This window comes from Aeromonas sp. Y318-3 (assembly GCF_027706185.1).
GTDB classification, from domain to species: domain Bacteria; phylum Pseudomonadota; class Gammaproteobacteria; order Enterobacterales; family Aeromonadaceae; genus Aeromonas; species Aeromonas veronii.
This window is the reverse complement of the sequence record NZ_JAPDCN010000019.1, coordinates 56,089-72,358: the sequence shown is the minus strand read 5'-3', so window position 1 is coordinate 72,358 and position 16,270 is coordinate 56,089. Positions and strand designations below refer to the sequence as shown.

At 58.5% G+C, this 16,270-nt stretch carries 21 protein-coding genes; 19 read left to right on the top strand and 2 right to left on the bottom strand.

Translation table 11 applies throughout. From position 1 onward, the window contains the following. Window positions 1–117: 117 nt before the first annotated feature. From OKB77_RS20600 to OKB77_RS20555, 10 genes are read left to right on the top strand one after another with little or no spacing between them, the layout of a single operon-like run. Window positions 118–714 carry a hypothetical protein gene (locus OKB77_RS20600; protein ID WP_270818395.1) on the top strand — a complete coding sequence of 199 codons (597 nt, stop codon included), beginning with the start codon at window positions 118–120 and terminating at the stop codon, window positions 712–714. Beyond that, window positions 714–1,037, top strand: coding sequence for a baseplate protein (locus OKB77_RS20595; RefSeq protein ID WP_139495176.1), 324 nt, complete (start codon window positions 714–716; stop codon window positions 1,035–1,037). Before OKB77_RS20600 ends, OKB77_RS20595 begins: the two co-directional genes overlap by 1 nt. After that, window positions 1,037–2,248, top strand: coding sequence for a hypothetical protein (locus tag OKB77_RS20590; RefSeq protein ID WP_270818394.1), 1,212 nt, complete (start codon window positions 1,037–1,039; stop codon window positions 2,246–2,248). Before OKB77_RS20595 ends, OKB77_RS20590 begins: the two co-directional genes overlap by 1 nt. Beyond that, a complete protein-coding gene (locus OKB77_RS20585; RefSeq protein ID WP_270818393.1) occupies window positions 2,245–2,796 on the top strand; it encodes a hypothetical protein in 552 nt (183 codons plus the stop codon). The genes OKB77_RS20590 and OKB77_RS20585 overlap by 4 nt, the downstream gene beginning before the upstream one ends. Then, window positions 2,789–3,532, top strand: a complete 744-nt coding sequence (locus OKB77_RS20580; RefSeq protein WP_270818392.1) for a hypothetical protein — start codon at window positions 2,789–2,791, stop codon at window positions 3,530–3,532. Before OKB77_RS20585 ends, OKB77_RS20580 begins: the two co-directional genes overlap by 8 nt. Before the next feature lie 3 nt (window positions 3,533–3,535). Further along, window positions 3,536–4,528: a hypothetical protein gene (locus OKB77_RS20575; protein WP_270818391.1), complete on the top strand. Its 993-nt coding sequence runs from the start codon at window positions 3,536–3,538 to the stop codon at window positions 4,526–4,528. Beyond that, window positions 4,525–5,220 carry a phage baseplate assembly protein V gene (locus tag OKB77_RS20570; RefSeq protein ID WP_270818390.1) on the top strand — a complete coding sequence of 232 codons (696 nt, stop codon included), beginning with the start codon at window positions 4,525–4,527 and terminating at the stop codon, window positions 5,218–5,220. The genes OKB77_RS20575 and OKB77_RS20570 overlap by 4 nt, the downstream gene beginning before the upstream one ends. A 3-nt stretch (window positions 5,221–5,223) precedes the next feature. Next, window positions 5,224–5,511 carry a PAAR domain-containing protein gene (locus tag OKB77_RS20565; protein ID WP_270818389.1) on the top strand — a complete coding sequence of 96 codons (288 nt, stop codon included), beginning with the start codon at window positions 5,224–5,226 and terminating at the stop codon, window positions 5,509–5,511. Between the two features lie 2 nt (window positions 5,512–5,513). Beyond that, a complete protein-coding gene (locus tag OKB77_RS20560) occupies window positions 5,514–5,873 on the top strand; it encodes a hypothetical protein (protein ID WP_270818387.1) in 360 nt (119 codons plus the stop codon). A 53-nt stretch (window positions 5,874–5,926) separates the two neighbouring features. Continuing rightward, window positions 5,927–6,706 (top strand): DUF7217 family protein, encoded by a 780-nt coding sequence (locus tag OKB77_RS20555; RefSeq protein WP_270818386.1) that lies wholly within the window; start codon window positions 5,927–5,929, stop codon window positions 6,704–6,706. A gap of 30 nt (window positions 6,707–6,736) precedes the next feature. On the opposite strand, the gene OKB77_RS20550 is transcribed toward OKB77_RS20555, so the two are convergent. Further along, entirely contained in the window at window positions 6,737–7,051 is a 315-nt protein-coding gene (locus tag OKB77_RS20550) for a hypothetical protein (RefSeq protein WP_270818385.1), read from the bottom strand. Window positions 7,052–7,117: 66 nt separating this feature from the next. Beyond that, on the bottom strand, window positions 7,118–7,864 hold the full coding sequence (locus tag OKB77_RS20545) for a hypothetical protein (protein WP_270818384.1): 747 nt from the start codon (window positions 7,862–7,864) through the stop codon (window positions 7,118–7,120). Window positions 7,865–8,294: 430 nt separating this feature from the next. Between OKB77_RS20545 and OKB77_RS20540 the strand changes: the two genes are divergently transcribed. The 9 genes from OKB77_RS20540 to OKB77_RS20500 are packed head-to-tail and all read left to right on the top strand — an operon-like array spanning window position 8,295 to window position 15,894. Beyond that, window positions 8,295–9,983 (top strand): hypothetical protein, encoded by a 1,689-nt coding sequence (locus OKB77_RS20540; protein WP_270818383.1) that lies wholly within the window; start codon window positions 8,295–8,297, stop codon window positions 9,981–9,983. Window positions 9,984–10,029: 46 nt separating this feature from the next. Further along, window positions 10,030–10,467, top strand: a complete 438-nt coding sequence (locus OKB77_RS20535; RefSeq protein WP_270818382.1) for a hypothetical protein — start codon at window positions 10,030–10,032, stop codon at window positions 10,465–10,467. A 2-nt stretch (window positions 10,468–10,469) separates the two neighbouring features. Next, window positions 10,470–12,098: a hypothetical protein gene (locus OKB77_RS20530; protein WP_270818380.1), complete on the top strand. Its 1,629-nt coding sequence runs from the start codon at window positions 10,470–10,472 to the stop codon at window positions 12,096–12,098. Window positions 12,099–12,145: 47 nt separating this feature from the next. Further along, on the top strand, window positions 12,146–12,835 hold the full coding sequence (locus OKB77_RS20525; protein ID WP_270818379.1) for a hypothetical protein: 690 nt from the start codon (window positions 12,146–12,148) through the stop codon (window positions 12,833–12,835). A 13-nt stretch (window positions 12,836–12,848) separates the two neighbouring features. Then, window positions 12,849–13,427, top strand: a complete 579-nt coding sequence (locus tag OKB77_RS20520; protein WP_270818377.1) for a hypothetical protein — start codon at window positions 12,849–12,851, stop codon at window positions 13,425–13,427. A 9-nt stretch (window positions 13,428–13,436) separates the two neighbouring features. After that, window positions 13,437–13,937 carry a baseplate protein gene (locus OKB77_RS20515; RefSeq protein WP_270818375.1) on the top strand — a complete coding sequence of 167 codons (501 nt, stop codon included), beginning with the start codon at window positions 13,437–13,439 and terminating at the stop codon, window positions 13,935–13,937. After that, complete coding sequence (locus OKB77_RS20510) at window positions 13,937–14,500, top strand: hypothetical protein (RefSeq protein WP_270818373.1); 564 nt, start codon at window positions 13,937–13,939, stop codon at window positions 14,498–14,500. The genes OKB77_RS20515 and OKB77_RS20510 overlap by 1 nt, the downstream gene beginning before the upstream one ends. A 9-nt stretch (window positions 14,501–14,509) precedes the next feature. After that, entirely contained in the window at window positions 14,510–15,088 is a 579-nt protein-coding gene (locus tag OKB77_RS20505; protein WP_270818370.1) for a hypothetical protein, read from the top strand. A 2-nt stretch (window positions 15,089–15,090) separates the two neighbouring features. Continuing rightward, window positions 15,091–15,894: a hypothetical protein gene (locus OKB77_RS20500; protein ID WP_270818368.1), complete on the top strand. Its 804-nt coding sequence runs from the start codon at window positions 15,091–15,093 to the stop codon at window positions 15,892–15,894. Window positions 15,895–16,270 lie beyond the last annotated feature (376 nt).

Sequence of the window (16,270 nt, the reverse complement as noted above, 5' to 3'; positions counted from 1 at the left end):
TCTTCTCAGGTTTCTATTAGGCGGCCAGCAATGGTCGCCATTTTTTTTGGGAATTTTATGGCCGATACCAACACCATTAACGTTGTGGCGATCAGCTTGGCCACAAAGCAGCCCGTCATGCTGATGGGTTCACTCACTCAGAATGCCCTCCATATCATCGAGCTGACCCAGCTCCCCGCGTCCATCCCAAAGCTGCGAGAGTCGATTGCCAAGCTGCGCACCAGGCTTGCCAAGGCGGGACGGGACGTAACCATTTACACCGAAGATCCTACCGGCCTGCTGCGTGACTGCGGCTACCAGTTGCGCCTGGACTCGATAGCCCCGGCAGATAGCCGCCCCCTGGTCTCTATCGCCCTCGAGCGGTACCGCGCCCTAACCTCTGTGAACGGCATTCAGTACCCCGGCGGCGACAACTCCGCATACCGGATCTCTGACTCAGTGATCAACATCAAGCTCAATGACATGGGTAAGACGGTGTACGAGGTGGATTGGGCCAACATCAAGGACGGCACGCGGGTAATGATGCTGCTGATCTACGGTGCGATGTGTCAGGGGCCAATGCAGGCGGATTACCTGCGCCGCATGTTCGCTGCCATGGATGCGGGATCGAGCAAGCCCAAGGCCGGTAACGGGTTCTTGGCGGCCACGGTCGGGTATGACCGGCTGCAGCAAAGCAAATTCCCCGCTGCGGCAGTGCCCGGGGAGACCCTGTAATGGCCCGCCTATCCCGCCTATCGGACATGCTGATCACCGATGACATTCTGCGGTCGTACCTCTATGCCGCCGTTCTGGCCATGGTGCGTGACCATGCCGAGACGGATGTGATCACCTACGAGATCCGCCCGGATGAAGAATACCGCGCCGACCTGCTGGCCCACCGGGCATACGGTACCGCCGAGCTCCGATGGGTAGTTAAGCTGGTGGTCGGTGTCGATGATGAAGCAGATCCCCTGCCGGTTGGTACCTCCATTCGCCTCCCCTCGAGCGCATGGGTGAGAGAGAAGATCCGGCACTTCCTTGATGACGGGGGGATCTGATGCCAAAGAAGGCGAGCTTTATTCAGGATGAGGCCGGTCGCTTTCAGACGGCTGGCCTGTCAGAGAAAGCCTTTATCCAGGTGTTCAAGGAGATAACGCGCCTCAACAACAAGCGCCGCCAAGACGGCAAGCGAACACTCCGCCCAGGGCAGCTGTCCCGAAAGTCGGTTCAAGACCTGGTACGCCTTGGCAAGAAACCGGACGGCACCGAGTTTACAGTCGATGACCTCAAACGGTTCGACAAGCTGCGCAAGCAGTACCGCAAGCGCCGCGGCGGCCAACAGGGGATCACTTACCTCGAGCTGGTGGCCCGTTCTGCAGATACCAGGATAGACCGCGCCAGTAACCGCTCTGGGGATGGCCGAGAGGTAAACTCCGCCCAGCTGCTTGCAGTGAAAGCCAACGTGCTGACGATCAAGGTCAAGGCCTCCCATGTGTCAGTCCACCAGCACCACCGCGTAGAGGTGCGACTGGAGGAGTGGGATCAGCTGATGGCCGATGCAAATGGGCTGGATTCCGGCTACCAGAAGGCCACCAAGCAGGCCTGCGCGGGCCGCCTGTCCATCAACTGCAGCTGTGGCGATCACCAGTATCGGTACCGCTATATGGCCACCCTGGGGAATTACTGCCTCTCCCCGCCCAAAGAGTTCTCATACCCAAAGATCACCAACCCGAACCTCTCCGGCTTGGCCTGTAAGCATGTGCTGCTGGCAGCGCGAATGATGCAGAGCCCGACCTGGTACAAGCGCCTCAGTTACGAGATGGCCGCTCAGGCGCGCCGAACCGGCTACGGGGATGTGAAGCGCACAACGGTCTACACCGGCCCCGATGCCAAGGCGCTCGCTCGCAACAAGTCCAAGAGCATTGATACGGACGCGGCTCGAGCGGCGTGGGACAAGTACCGGAAGAATGCCGCCAATGTGGCAAAGCGGGTCTCTCGAGGTGATGAAAAGCTCGAGAAGATGCGCGACCAGCTCCTCAAAACCCGCAAGAAGCACCAGGACACCAAGGCCAAGCTGCGCGAGGAGCAAAAGGCGAATGAGGCGCTGCGTAGGCAGGCCCAGCAGATGATGAGGGATAACCTCAAGATGCAGCTGCAGGCCTTCACCGATGCGTTCAAGGTCGCCGGTATGGACGCCAACAAGGCCATGGAGGCGTTTGCCAAACAGAAAGGGATCACCCCCTCCACCCTGCAGGAGTTGATTAAGTGACAACAGAGACCGAGAAGCCCGCATTGAAGCGGGCCCGTTCCCAAGGCCACCAGCCATTCAATGACCTGGTACGCCGCGACTGGGAGCGCCTGATCCGGCAGAGCCAAGACAACTTTGATGCCCTGCTCTACCGGCCGAACCGTGAAGAGACACAAGCGGCCATGACCGGCGCCATGTTCGGCATGGGGGATATGCAGCAGGCCACGATCAGCTATGAGCAAGAGCCAGAGCTGGTGGCCGCGCTGGTGGCCCCGCTCGATGATGACGGCTTTATGTCGATGTGGGATGGCGATGCCATGGGGATGGGCGATAGCGGCATTCTGACCGTGCTCCTGTCCTGTGTGCTGGCCCCTGAGGGTTCAATCCTTGAGTGGAAGGAGGAAACCGCCACCGGCGATGTGCGATCGGTGTTCTGGTATGTGCAAAACGTGCGTGCAGTGGGCTCTGCTGCCGTTGGAGCCTTGCATACCTGCGTACCCTGCGGTGACCTGACTCAAGCCAAACTAGAGGCCGCCAAGGTGGCTATGGGAGAAAACAACGATGAGTGAAGATGCGCTGATCAGTTGGGAGGAGGTGGTATCCACCCGCAATGGCTCCCATAGCGTTGATGACTGTCTGGCGGTCGATGTGGGGTTCGGTAACCTGATCTCTGCGCTGGTGATCGGGATGCGCCCTGGTAATGACCAGCGGCATGGGGCTCTTCGCCAGTTCTTGGCCCGCCCGCCCGCCTCCCGGGTGCTCTACTGCAGCCATGGCGACCCGACCAAGTTTATGAAAGACCTGCTGGCCAAGGGAGATCCCGCTGCTGACGGCAACACTGCGGCCCTGCCGGTGGTGTTCTTCACTCGGGACTTGAGTAGTTCGGTACACGATGGGTCGATATACAAGCCAATCAGAGACCTTGGCCCAATGCAGGGCAAGGATGGCCGGCTGGCCGTGCGCGTTAACCTACTCCATGAGGTTCTGACATATCAGGTGTTCGTGGTGGGCTGGGATCGCCATACCGCTGACTGGATGCGCCGCTACTTCTCCGCCATGCTGCGCCACCATGTAACCGGCTTCGCCTATGAAACCGTGCTGCTGGACGGCTCTATTGACGCATCGGCTGATGTGGTGACCAAAACCCCAGAATGGCAGCCCCAGCCGCTCGAGGATGCGCGCCTTGTGTGCCTGTCTACTTCCATTGAAGTGATTGCAGAGGTGTATGAGGCGGCAGGCCTTGACGCCCAGCTACGCCGGTACCGGCTTCTGGAGCCAAGACCAATGTTTGGCATGGAGGGATAAGCCATGGCCCGCCAGATATATCAATTCTTCCAGCGCCTCACTACCAACGGCCAAGAGATCCCGATCAACAACATCTCGGACGGCGCCTACAGTGAGTTCTGCTCCATGGATGGCCCCCAGCTGATCCTGAACCTGTCCGATACCGATAGCACCCTGGCTGACGATTACGGGCTGGTGGAGGGAGCGGTGATCGATGCCCGCTTTGGTCACACCTACAGCGGCGGTGACGACTACTTTGCCAGCTCCTTTACGGTCGTCTCTGCCGCCCCGAGCGGTGATCACCTGGTCGTTGAGGCAATGGAGTCTGGGGTGTTCGCCGTCAAGCAGCCAGAGCCCGCGCCCCGGGTGTTTGTGGGGGTGACAATCAAGGCCTTGCTGCAGGCCGTTTTCCCTGGCTACACCATCGAGGGGGCCACCAGCACCGACCGAGTGAGCTACCACGTTCAAGTGGGTGCCACTGTGTCGGCCATGCTGCGCCGCCTATCTGCCGATACCGGTCACGCAATCTGGGTCGCCCGGGGCGTGGTGTACTGTATCCCCTTCTCTGAGCTGCTGAACCGAGCTGACAAGGAAGAGCCGATCACGCTCGAGTATGACGGGTACCAATCCAAGTTCCCGATCCAGTCATACAAGCCGATCTACATCTCCGCCGCCGGTGACCGAGCAGCAAAGCGGCACTATGCCACCTGGGATACGGTCGGGGGCGTGATAGCTGGTGGCCAAAATGCCGGGTCACCCCGCGTCATGCTGCCCGCTGCTACCCCGCGATCGCTCAATGAGGGGGTCTGGCGCCTCGATCCCTGCCTCGATGCCACCCTGTTCGGCAATGCCCGCTACGCCGCCGGAATGACGGTTGGTGTGCGCCTGAATCGCCAGTCCACTGAGTCTGTTCTTGATGAGTCGGTACCGGCCAGCCAGACATTTATCAGTGTGACTCACCGAACCGTAGGCCATGCCTACAGCTGTATCGCGTCTCTGGGGGTACCAAGAAAGTGAGCGACAAACTATACGGCCGGTATCGCGCCAAAGTTGAGAACGTGGATCACCCTGAGGGGCACTACAAGGTGCAAGTGCGCCTCCTCTTCCTGTGGGATGACTGGCCCGCCGAGGCGTTGCCATGGGCAGAGCCGGAGCTCGCCCTGGGGACGCGCAAAAACAACGGGGCGGCGATCCCGCTCGAGGTGGGCGATCTGGTCTGGGTCGTGTTTGAGGCGGGTGACTCCCGAGCGCCGGTCATTACCGGAGGGTGCCTATATGCCCCAGAGGGCGTGCTCAACATGCCGCATGAGGCATTCGGTGGCTCTGAGTCATACCAGCACAAGCGAACCGACAAGCAGCCCGCCACCGAGGAGCCTGGCTACTATGAGAACCCTGTTTTCTCCCTCTACGGGACACTGTTCGAGGCGATGAGGAAAGGTGGATTCCGGCTCACACACAAGGCGTCTGGTTCGGCCGTGGAAGTCAACAAAGACGGCCAGTTCGTGCTGCACGGCGAGGCTGAGACATTCCTCTCCAGCAAGGGGGATGCGCTGGTGGAGGGGGACGGCAAGCTGACGATCATCGTCAAGGGCAATGCAGATCTGGAGAGCGATGGAGACATAAGCCTCAAGGCCAAGGGCAAGCTCGCCCTGATAGGTAAGGGCGGCGTGGAGATGGGCGGCTCGTCCTTCAACTGGAGGAAGGGGTAAGACATGGCAGGTATCGCAACAGAGGACTCTATTTGCTCAGGCCATGACGGCTACCCGCCGCGCAAAGCGGTAGAGGGTGACGCCAGTTTCCTGATCAATGGTGTCCCTGCCCATGCAGACGGCATGGTGTGGGACTTTCACACCAAGCCCAAAAGCTCACCCCATAGCGGGGTGGGGATCGGGGAAGGGTCTTTCTTCATCAACGGAAAGCCCGCTTGCCTGATCGGTAGTTCGGTGTCGTGCGGCTCAACAATCGTCACCGGAGATGAGTCATTCAACATTGCGGGGTAAGCATGGAGTCAAAAGAGGGGAATAGCGCCCAACCAGGGGGCAACAAACGGGCAGAGATGATGGCAGCCATGGAGTTGGCCGGAGCAAAGGCGCTCGATGGGGACGATCTGGTGAAGTGGGTAGCGCTGACAGATAAGGTGCTGGAGCGCCCTGAATCGCTGTCAGCCATTTCAAACGCCGCCGGTGCGGCAAGTACACCAGTTATCCCGCAAAAGGCCAAGGAGATAGCGCTCTGGGGTCTTGGCGGGGTGTTCGTCTACAACTTCGTGATAAGAGACCTGCTGATCTTGCTGCTAAAGCTGGAAAACGCGCCTCCACCAGCCATTACGCTCGATGCGGTAATGCGCCTGTTCGCGCTCTAAGGTACGCCGACCCCAATCACTCCCCCGGCTGCCCCATACAAGAGGGTTCTATCTTGCTTGAATCACCAAAGGCCCAAGCGGTCTATCGCGCCCTGCAGTCCTCGAGCGGCTTCTCCAGTTCTGCCGGTAACAAGGCCGCCGCTGCCATCTCCAAGGCTACCGATCTGCAGGGGCAGATTGAGCAGCTGATGAAACTACCAGACGAGGGGATCCCCCCGGCTGGTGGCCTGCCCGTTATCATCCCGAGCGAGATCAAGGCGGCCGTAGCCAAGCTGGACGAATACAAGGGGATGATGGGCGGCACTATCAGCTCCAGTGAGGGGCTGAGCTCGGCTATCAGTCAGCGCATGGAGAACGTGACGGGCAACATGGCCATGATGAATGCGGCCGCCGGTGTCGCACAGAAGATGGGGGATGTGCCTGAGGGATGTGGCGCCCTGGGGGCTGCTTTCTCGGTGCTGACCAGCGAGGGGCAAACAGACGCCCTGAATGCGCTGATGGGGCAGCTTGGCGGCCCGCTGGCACAACTCAAGGATGTGATCGATGAGGCGCTAGACCTCAACTCATCCAGCTTACCAGGGCCACTGAAAGCCGCCCTCGATGAGGCGATGGCGGCGGTCGGCGCCACTATGGCCAGCATTGGGCAAGCAACGGCGGGGATCAACTCGCTGGTGGGCGAGGCTCAGTCGATGTGGGCAGCTCTGGATAAGTCTTTCACTGAGGCGGTGCAATCCACCATCCTGGTGTCGATGTTCAACAACCCCTGTTTGGGGGCCGTGATTGATGCGGTATCGCCGCCAGAGGTGTCAGATATTCTGCACAGCTTTGAATAGCAAAAGGCCCGGCAATCGCCGGGCCTTCTCTTAGCTGGTGGTCATGCTCTCGGCAACTTCGGCCGCCTTGCTCCGGCCGGTCTCGGTGAGCTGGTAGGCAATCTGGATGCCGATGGCCAGTTCGCTGCGAGCGAGCAGCCCTTTATCCACCAGCCCCATGCAGCTGACATGGAAGTTGGAGTACGCAACGGGGTCTTTGTTGTTATCCGCTCTCCAGCGATTGACTACATTTCGGAGGCGGCCGCTCGGGATTGGCTCGAACCACCCCTTACTCTCGATGCAATGCAGGGCGAAAAGCGCTATGCGCTGAGTGCCGGATAACCGTTTGTGAGGTTTGTAATTCATAATGTTTATGAATAATTGAGGTTCAGTGATGGTAATGGTTAATTGATAGCCAATCAAATCTCGCAGTTAGATTTCGAGCGCCAGCTGAATATCAATCTTGTCCGATTCGCGGTCATAGACCAAGCGGGATGCTGATACGCAAGATTCAACTCGCTCAACGAGTATCGAAGCCCTCGTTTCCTTGCTTTGCGGCTGGTATGTGCCTTTCCAGGCGCTGTCCAATCCGATGTTTCGAGCTACGTTCGTGCTGTCTGCGCTGGCAAACGGCAAGTGCTGAAAAACTGACTTGTTCAGGCCGCGAAGCATATGCAGCTTGGCAATGGGGAATCCATCTTCGGTTACGACATGGCGAATAACGTCTTTTAGCTTGGCTACGCACTTTTTGGGGTGCTTTACGTCATATTCGCCACAGCTGCCAATGGCAACCCGATCATAATTCCGACATAGCCGAATAAACCGTTCATCAGATTCATTCATGTGCCATACGGGTACACCAACAGAGCCAAGAGGCCACGCCTCCAGCAAGGCATCATTACCCGACTCTCCGCCATCAATAACGTCAGGAATGATGGCGAAATCAAAGCGAGGGTGATTCATCCATCGCCTTACGAAGTCGTAGTACCCGCTCCAGTCAATTGGCGTTCCGGTACGCCAAAAAGTGAAAGCTCCATTGTCCAGGGCAAATGACTGAGTGATCTCGGATGCAAGGGTGAGCTGCTTAGGGTTTGCATAGCTAATGAAGGCGTGGCGCCCCTTCCATGCCTTAATGGCGCATGTGTCCGGGGTGATAGGCCCGCCGTGGTAGTGAATCATGTTTCAGATCTTCCTGAGTGATGGCGGGCTTACTTGATGAGAATAAGCCGAGGCCACAGCATGACCTCCTTGATGACCAGCCAAAACTGGTGCGGCTTGGATGGATGCTTACCCTGGTACTTTTCCATTAACTGGTTCGAGCGGGCTAGGCACACACCGGCGCCAATCAAAAACCACTGATAGAGGACAAATCCAGCCGCGAAGAGGTGCATTGATGGGGGCATTATTGAGGTCTCCTGTTGTTCCCGCGCTTATCCTAACAACTTCAACGAAAAACAAGAACCCCAAGAGCTACCAGCCGCCCCGATAATGCTTTAAACTTTAAAGTGATTATCCTAACAAGTTAATCAAGCCTTCACTCCAGCCCCCCGAGGAAGGCGAACCTGCGAGTTGCCTTCCTAATCATTCAACCGATTAGGGGCCAACAATAATGTCCAAATCTAAAGAGTATCAGGCGCGCATCGAGCAGCAGCACGCTGACGCTAGTGCTATTCGCCTTGTGTGCGTGAACTCCCAAACCCAGCTTGGCAGCTCTGCCGATCTGGAAACCCGCATGACTGCTATTGCAGCGGCCGCCACCGCAAGCCCGATGTTTGAATCCCTCGGTGAGCACGCCGGTGGCGTTGCTTGTGCATGGGCCAGCGCAATTCAAGAGTACGCCGAGACCTACGGCGCCATGCCGAGCGATGCTCTGCTGAGCTCTGCCGCCCAATCCCTGCGCAACATCACCATGTTTGAGTCTGTTGGCGCTGAAACTCCGATGCTGGAGTCCGTGCAGAAGTCTCTGACCACCTCCCAAGGTGTGGAAATCCGCGCCCGTCAGGCTGGTCTGATCCTGCCGGTTCTGCTGGCGGCCGCCACCTCTGACGCTGTAACCCATATCCCGGGTGCTGCCAACGAAACCGAAATCTTCCGTATCCGCCGTCACGCCGGTTCTACCTTCGGTGACTACGAAAAGGGTGACGAGCTGGGCATCTTCGCCCACGGCCAGTACAGCCAGATGAACCAGACCTACCCGTTTGCAGCTGGTCAGGTACCGGATGGCGAGAAAACCTCTTTCGTCTACAACTCTGCCACTGATGGCGCCGCTATCAAGGTTCCGTTCAAGCGTCACTCCGTCAAGATCCTGGTGAACCGCCGCCGCGGCGCTGTTGAGCTGGAAGAAGAAGGTCGCATGTTCGGCGTGGTCAAAATCAATAACTCTGAGATCAATCTGAGTGCTGACATTGACTACCCGAACGGCAAGGTGACTCTGACCACCTCCGCCCCGCTGCCTGCTGGCGTCAAGCTCTACCTGGTCTATGACGTAGACATTGAGCAAGCGCCCGAGCTGATCCCGACCATCACTCACAAGATCACCTCTGTGAAGCTGCGCCCGCACGAAGCGGTAATTGCTGCCGAACACACCATCCAGGCCTTCTGGACTATGCAGCGTGAATACGGTCTGGATCTGCGTTCCATGCAGATGAGCCATATGCGCAACTACCTGGCATATGAGAAAGACCTCAAGAACCTGAAAGAGATGATCAAGGCTCACCAGGCGCGTGAAACCTTCGATCTGACCGTGCCGGGTGCTCAGTATTTCAAGGAGCATTACGAGCTGCTGGGCAAGAAGCTGACCATGATCTCCAACGACCTGATGGAGCGCACCAAAGTCTCCGGTCTGGTCGGCATGTTCGCAGGCAAGAGCGCTACCGCAGTGTTCAAGTCCCTGGGCGCACCGCACTTCATCTTGGCTGACAACTACCGTCAGGTACCCCGCATCCACTATGTCGGCACCCTGTTCGGCACCAAAGTGTTTGAAGTCCCGACCGAGATCGAAGTCATCAAGGGTGACCCCGAGACCAAACTGGGCGAGTGGGATTGCATGTGCTATGCCCGCGGCGAGAACCACACCGAAGCAGGCATTGTGACCGGTGACGCTATCCCGGCAACCATGTATAGCCATGGCACCCAATCCAATATGCGCGACCGCAATACCCTGTGGGAGCTGTCTTATTGCGATGTTCACCCCGATGCGGGCGAAGAATACTTCACCATGCTGACCCTGATCCCGGCTGCCGAATCCAAGGCTGTCGAGGCACAGGCCAAGCAGGCAGAAGAGCAGGCTTCCGAGTAACCCATAGCGGGCGGCAACCATGCCGCCCGCCAGTTTGGAGGCCTGTATGAACAAGAAACTTCTGGCTCGCGTTATCAACCCCACCAGCTGCCGCTATCGCATCGAATGCACCGGTTTTCCGGCTGTCGTGGTGGTCTCTGGTGAAGATTCTCCCGAGCAACTGATCCCGCTGGACGGCGAAGGCCATCTGGCCGTGCTGAATAGCATGGTGCAGCGATTACAGCTTCACCATCTGCAGGTGTCAGTGCCCGAAGAGCCTGCACCCCCCGAAGAACCGAACCCAACCCCACCAGAAGAGCCGCCGGTTGATGGAGATGGCTCTGGCCAGCCACCAGCCACCGAAACGCTCTCTGAGTCGAATGGTGAGCTGAGCGAAGAGGTCAAAGGCGCTTCTCAGGAAGATCCCGCCCCTCAAGACACCTCAACCGACAAAAAACCGCCCGCCCGCAAGCGTGCAAGTACCAAACCCACCAAAGGTGACTGATTATGGTAATCCCGAGTTCCCTTACCCAAGTCGCGCAAATTGCCGTCCAGGCAATTGATGCCAGCGCCACTATCTCTGCCGGTGGTACCGGTGGCGCCAGTGTGTTTGCCGGGGTAGTTGTCAGTGAGAAGGGTCAGCCCTTTGAGCTGATCAACGTCAACCGCAAGAACTGGCAGACCAAGCTGGGCAAGCCGTACCACCCCTCCAAGGGTGAGATTGCCGACCCGCTGCGCCAAGTTGGCGATGCCGTCCTGGGCGGCGATGGCTATGTCGTGCGCGTTGTCGCCGCTGATGCCAAGTACCCTGTGCTGACAGCCCGCTTGGCCCCTGTAGTCAAGGCAGTCAAAGCCACCAAAGAGGCCGAAGGCAAGCTGGCCGAACCACTGGCGGCCCCTACCGCGCAAATGAACACCTCCGCCGTGGTGTTCGGCACCACTCCGCCGCTGGCCGCTGGCGATCTGTTCGCTATCTATCCGAAGGATGGCGATGTATCCGGTCGCAAGATTGAGATGCTACCGATCGAAGGTAAGGATGGCTTCTTCACCCTGAACCTGTACGAAATCGATCGTCTGGGCACCTCTTTCCTGCAGGAATCCCACGAAGTCAGCTTTGACATTGAAGCCGTTGACGATATGGGCCAATCCGCCTACATCGAAAACCGTCTGGGCGCTGGCTCTGCCGCGCTGGCCATCACCATCAAAGCGGGTGCAGACCTGTCGGCCTTCCCGGGCGCAACCCTCTCCGCATTCACCGGCGGCACCCTGGGCGACCAGAACGAGATCGGCGCCGAGCAGGTTGCCAAGGCGATCGCTGTGCTCCGCTCTGCCATGGTCGGCTATACCGCGATCCTGGGTCTGGGTGTCTATGACACTGACTCACTGGCCGCTCTGGCCGAGGTGGCAGAAGCTCGCCGCATTGACGCCTTCCTTGATGTGCCCCCGTCCCAGAATTACGCGGGTGCTGTCTCCTTCATGGAAGGGATGAACATCAACAACCACTATCCGGCCTGGTACCACTTCCCGTACTCCGCCAAAGACCCCTACTACTCCGGCGGTCGCGCTGTGTGGGGTATCTCCGGTATCGCGTTCCAGGCGAAAGCAATGGGCGTTGCCAAGGTGTCCGGTTCTGTCGGTGGCTGGCACTACTCCCCTGCAGGTGAAGAGCGTGGCGTTATCAATCGCCGTGAATGCCAGCCCTTGGCCGGTATCGGTGAGCTGGATGAAGAGGCGTTCTACAAGGCCCGCATCAACAAGCTGGGCCTGACTGGTAGCGGCCTGTTGATGATTGATGACGCGATCACTTCTCGCACCACCAATGACTACCTGCGCTTCCAGCATGTCTCCTCTGTCATGTCGGCCATTGCCCGCGATTTCTACGCCCTGGCGCGTCAGATCAAGCACAGCCCGGATGGCCTGACCTATGACGGCCTGCACAAAGGCATGACCGATGTTCTGGATGGCTTTGTCACTTCCGGCGCCCTGGTTAAGCCCCGCAATCCCGATGAGGACGGCGAATCCCCATACGTCCTGCACGTAGAGCAAGACGAGTTCGATCAGTGGACTGTCGCCTGGAACGTCTGCGTGACCGGCACCGCCCGCCGCATCCTGGGTACCCCGGGCTTGATCCGCTAATAACCACCAGCCCACCAGCTGGTGGGCTTTTCCATCAAGGAGAACACATGCACAAGTTTTTGCAGATTGCCCAAGGGGACAAGAACCAAATGTTCGGCGCCCTGCTGGGTACCAAGGATAAACCGGCTCAGGAAGGCGTTTCCGAAACCGCGTTTTTCGAGTCCGTTGCCACTGACGAGATGCTGAATGAAGCGGCCGCCGGTGTCGCCAATACCACCGCTCGCGCCGATGCGATGGCAGTTGTGCTGGCATGGTATGACGATGGCGATGACGCCGCCGAAGGTCTGGATGCCTACGCCCAAGCGCTGGCCGACTCTGACGAAGATGGCGAGATTGGCGAGCCGGAAGAAGAGGAATATCACCAGTTCCTCACCCTGATGGCTGACGCAATGGTGTTCCTGGGCGTTCCGGCCAAGACCGCCACTGACGCCATGATGGGCGATGACGCTGCAGCCGCCAAGGCCATGCAGGAGATCGAAACCCGCATGAACGGCGATGACGCTGATGAAGATGATCTGATTGTCGCCTACAGCACCCGCGAAGCCGTTATGAACGAAGCCAAGGTGAAGGTTGTCCGTGGCGGCAAGGTGAAGTTTATCCAGAAGCCCCTGCGCAAAAAGATCCTGTCTGCTGCTCAGAAGGCCGCCCTGCGTAAAGCTCGCCGCAAAGCTCACACTGGCGCCGCCAAGGTGGCACGCCGCAAGAGCATGAAAGCTCGCAAGTCTCGCGGCATGTAAGCGGAGGTAGCCGATGTTTGCAGGGGTAGGCAACAACGATGGGATCAGCAGTTACCTAAAGGTTCGCATCTCCAATGATGCGGGCGACATGGTGACCGCTTATATCGGGGAGGGGAGCAGTAAGACGCTCTCCTCTACGTGGACTTCGCCCTTTGAGTCAGATGCCTTGGGTAAAAGCCAAGGCCTGTCAAAGGCCGGTGACGCCGCTCAAACCGCCACTGACATGACCTCGGTAACCCAGTTCAACAGCCGCATGGTGTGGGAGGGGACTACTCCTCCCACGCTGAACCTCACTCTCAAGTTTCTAGCGTTCTCCGACCCCAAGACGGAAGTTCACGATGCGATCATGCTCCTCGAGCAGATGGCCAGCCCCGAGCTGAACAAGCTGACCCCTGGTGGCCGCCGACCATCCACCGTGACTGTGGATGTAGGTCGCCGCTTCAAGGTCAGTGGCCTGGTGATCGTGGATGTGAGCTCCGAGCTAGACCCTCCCCGCGACAAGCGGGGGTACATGACGCGCAACACCGTGCAAATCAGCCTCATGCCGAATCAGATGCTCAATGCGAGCGAGATTCCAGGGCTCTATCTATAAGGGGAAACCATGCCTGGTCATTCTAATGCCAAGGGGAACACCAGCTACGTTAAGCAGAAGTTCCTGAAAAACATCGCCGCCGGTGAAAAGCTCTCTGGCGCTGAGTTTGACGTAGCCTTTGATGGCTATGACGACCTCTCCGTTCTGGTTCGCACCACCCAGATCCCGGCGCTCGGCCGTGCTGACGTTGAGGACTTCGGCCCCAACGGCATGAAGTTCGTGCAGCAAGGCCCGCTCGAAAACAGCGGTCAGGTCACCATGATGTGTGTGGAAACCATCAAGGGCGTCACCTTGAAGGCGCTGACCGATATGGTGCTCAACAAGAAGTACGTGAACATCACCATCAAGCCGACCCCCGAATCCCTCGGTGGTGGTGTACCGGCCGGTACCGGCTGGCGTCTGGAGCACTGCCTGATCCGCATGGATAACGTGGATCTCTCCACCGAAGATGTGACCGCTATCGTCAAGCCGAACATCACCGTCACCTACAACTGGAAAGAGGTGCTGTAATGACTGCCCTCGAGCTGCTAAGCGCTGTTCGGGGGCGGTTCTCGGTGCTGCTGGTGGAAGAACCCCAGCAGCTCCAACTGCTCACCACCGCTTTAGGTACCTACCAAGACCTTGCCGGTTTCATCAAGCGCGTAAAGGTGACAGAGCGTGCGCCCCTCAAAGCGCCCGCCGACCTTTTGGCGCCGGTTCTATGCACCGACAAGCGAGGCGACTTTGTGCCTCACGAACTGGATTTTGATGCCGAGACCAACGCCGTAATGATCGGCTTTGATGATGCCCGGTCAGCCTATCCACTGAGCTTCACCTACCTGGTGAACCTCCGAACCATCGACCACGACACCTATCAGATCCCGGAAACCATCATTGGCATGGTGCAGGACTATCTGGAGGTGCTGATCTCCATCCCCAACGATGAGCGCATGGCCCGTATCCAAGAGGCCGGAAAGCTCGATGTATCCCGCACGCCCACCAGCGATGCGCGAGAGGGGCAGCTGGCAGCAATGCGCGAGGCCATGAAGGCCCAGCGTGCAATCCTGCCCATGATCACCATTCAGCCGTTCTAAGGGGGTATCGTGGGCCTTTTGACGAGCTTGCTGGGGGCGTCCTCCGCAACCACCAGCAATACAGCAACCGGCGGTACCAGCCAAACAGGCCTGCTTGCCCGCCACCGCCGCACCGTTCGCCAGCTGGTGGAAACACCTTTCCAGCAAGGATGGCAGTTTCGCGTAGAGATTGACGGCCAGCCGTCCGACTTCGATGTCTACGTCAAGGATGTGACTTACGGCTCGTTCACCATTGAGTATGAGGCCACACAGGTCGGGACGAATACCATCAACGCCCCGCTCCACAAGACCGCCGGTACCGTCACGATGACGGTAAGAGATCATCAGGATGGCCGAGTCGAAGCCTTCTTTACCAAGCTATCCAAGAAGGTGATCAACGATGACGGCACCATCAACTTGCCAGCTAACTACCTGGTCAAAATGCGCCTGTACCTGCTCTCCGATAACGGCGCCGAGACGCTGAATAAGGAGTGGGAGGTATCCGTTGCCGAGTGCGGCGAGATTACCCGCTCCAGAAGCGCTCTCAATGAGTTCGTGAGCTTCCCTATCGTCCTGCAAAAATACCGCGCCCTGAGCGCTAAGGACTGACCATGATCCCTTTGTTCCCGCTACCAAGCCGCCCTGCAACTCAGGTTCAATTTCGGATGCCTACCGTGCAGGACGCTATCAACTTCTCAGGCCTGCGCGATGAGCTGGATGAAGCAGCCACCACAGACTACCTGCGTGCGCTCCTGCAGGATGGCGCCCCCGACCCGATAGGGTGGACGGCGGGCGATCGTGTAACCGCTATGTGGTGGATTTGGATGGCCATCAGCGATGACACCACCCTTGCCTACAAGTACCAGTGCCGCCATTGCGGCGAGACCCACCACGTTGATATTGACCTGGTTGATCTCGATGACAACCTCACCGTGCTGGAGCGCGAACCGGCCATCGCCGGGGAGATTATGGCCAATGGCCAGATCCACGCCTGCCAATTTGTCCCCCTCGATGGCTATGCCATGACTGCCCTCGAGCAGCTGCGCCTTGAGTTGCTGGACGCCACCAGCAAGGCGGCCAAGGACACCATCAAGAACCGGATCAAGGTGCTGGAAGTGGCGCACAGCTTCCGCCTGGACGCTGACGCCGAGCTACCCAGAGAGGAGGCTGACGCCAAGCGCCTGGAGCTTGTCATGTCTATGAACCCAGCCAAGGAGTTCCGCGTGCTGGCTGCCCAGTGCTATCAGGCGCTCGCAGAGCTGCGCCACGGCTTGGCGATGGAGATAACGGATGGCCGAGTCGAGCTGATCTCACCACTACTACCGTGCGAAGCACCACAGGAGGGAGAGGGGCAGCCACCGGCATCCGTCCTTCTCCTGCGATTTCAGCCTGTCCACTGCATTCCAGCGATATAGCACGGCAGGGTGGTACACCATCGTGAAGAATCTCACCGTGTACGGCGGCCAGCCGATTGATTCAGTCTTGGGGTCGCCTATCGGCCTTGTGGAGATGATCAACCAAGGGCTGCTTGACCGGTTCCAACGCCAGGGCAACCAATGAGCGACAAAACACACACCAAGCAGGCAGACATAGAGCAGGCATCAGTCGGTGAAATGGTTGTGGAGGGAGAGCCCCTAAACCTCGCAGCAACGCCGGAGGCCATCTCTGCAGAGGACACGGCCGATAGCGCCACGCTGGCCGTGCTCGGGCAGATTGCGACTGATGTAAAGCGACTGAGCATAACGAGTGAATCGCTACTAAAGCGCATAATTTCAGACGGAATATCTGCAA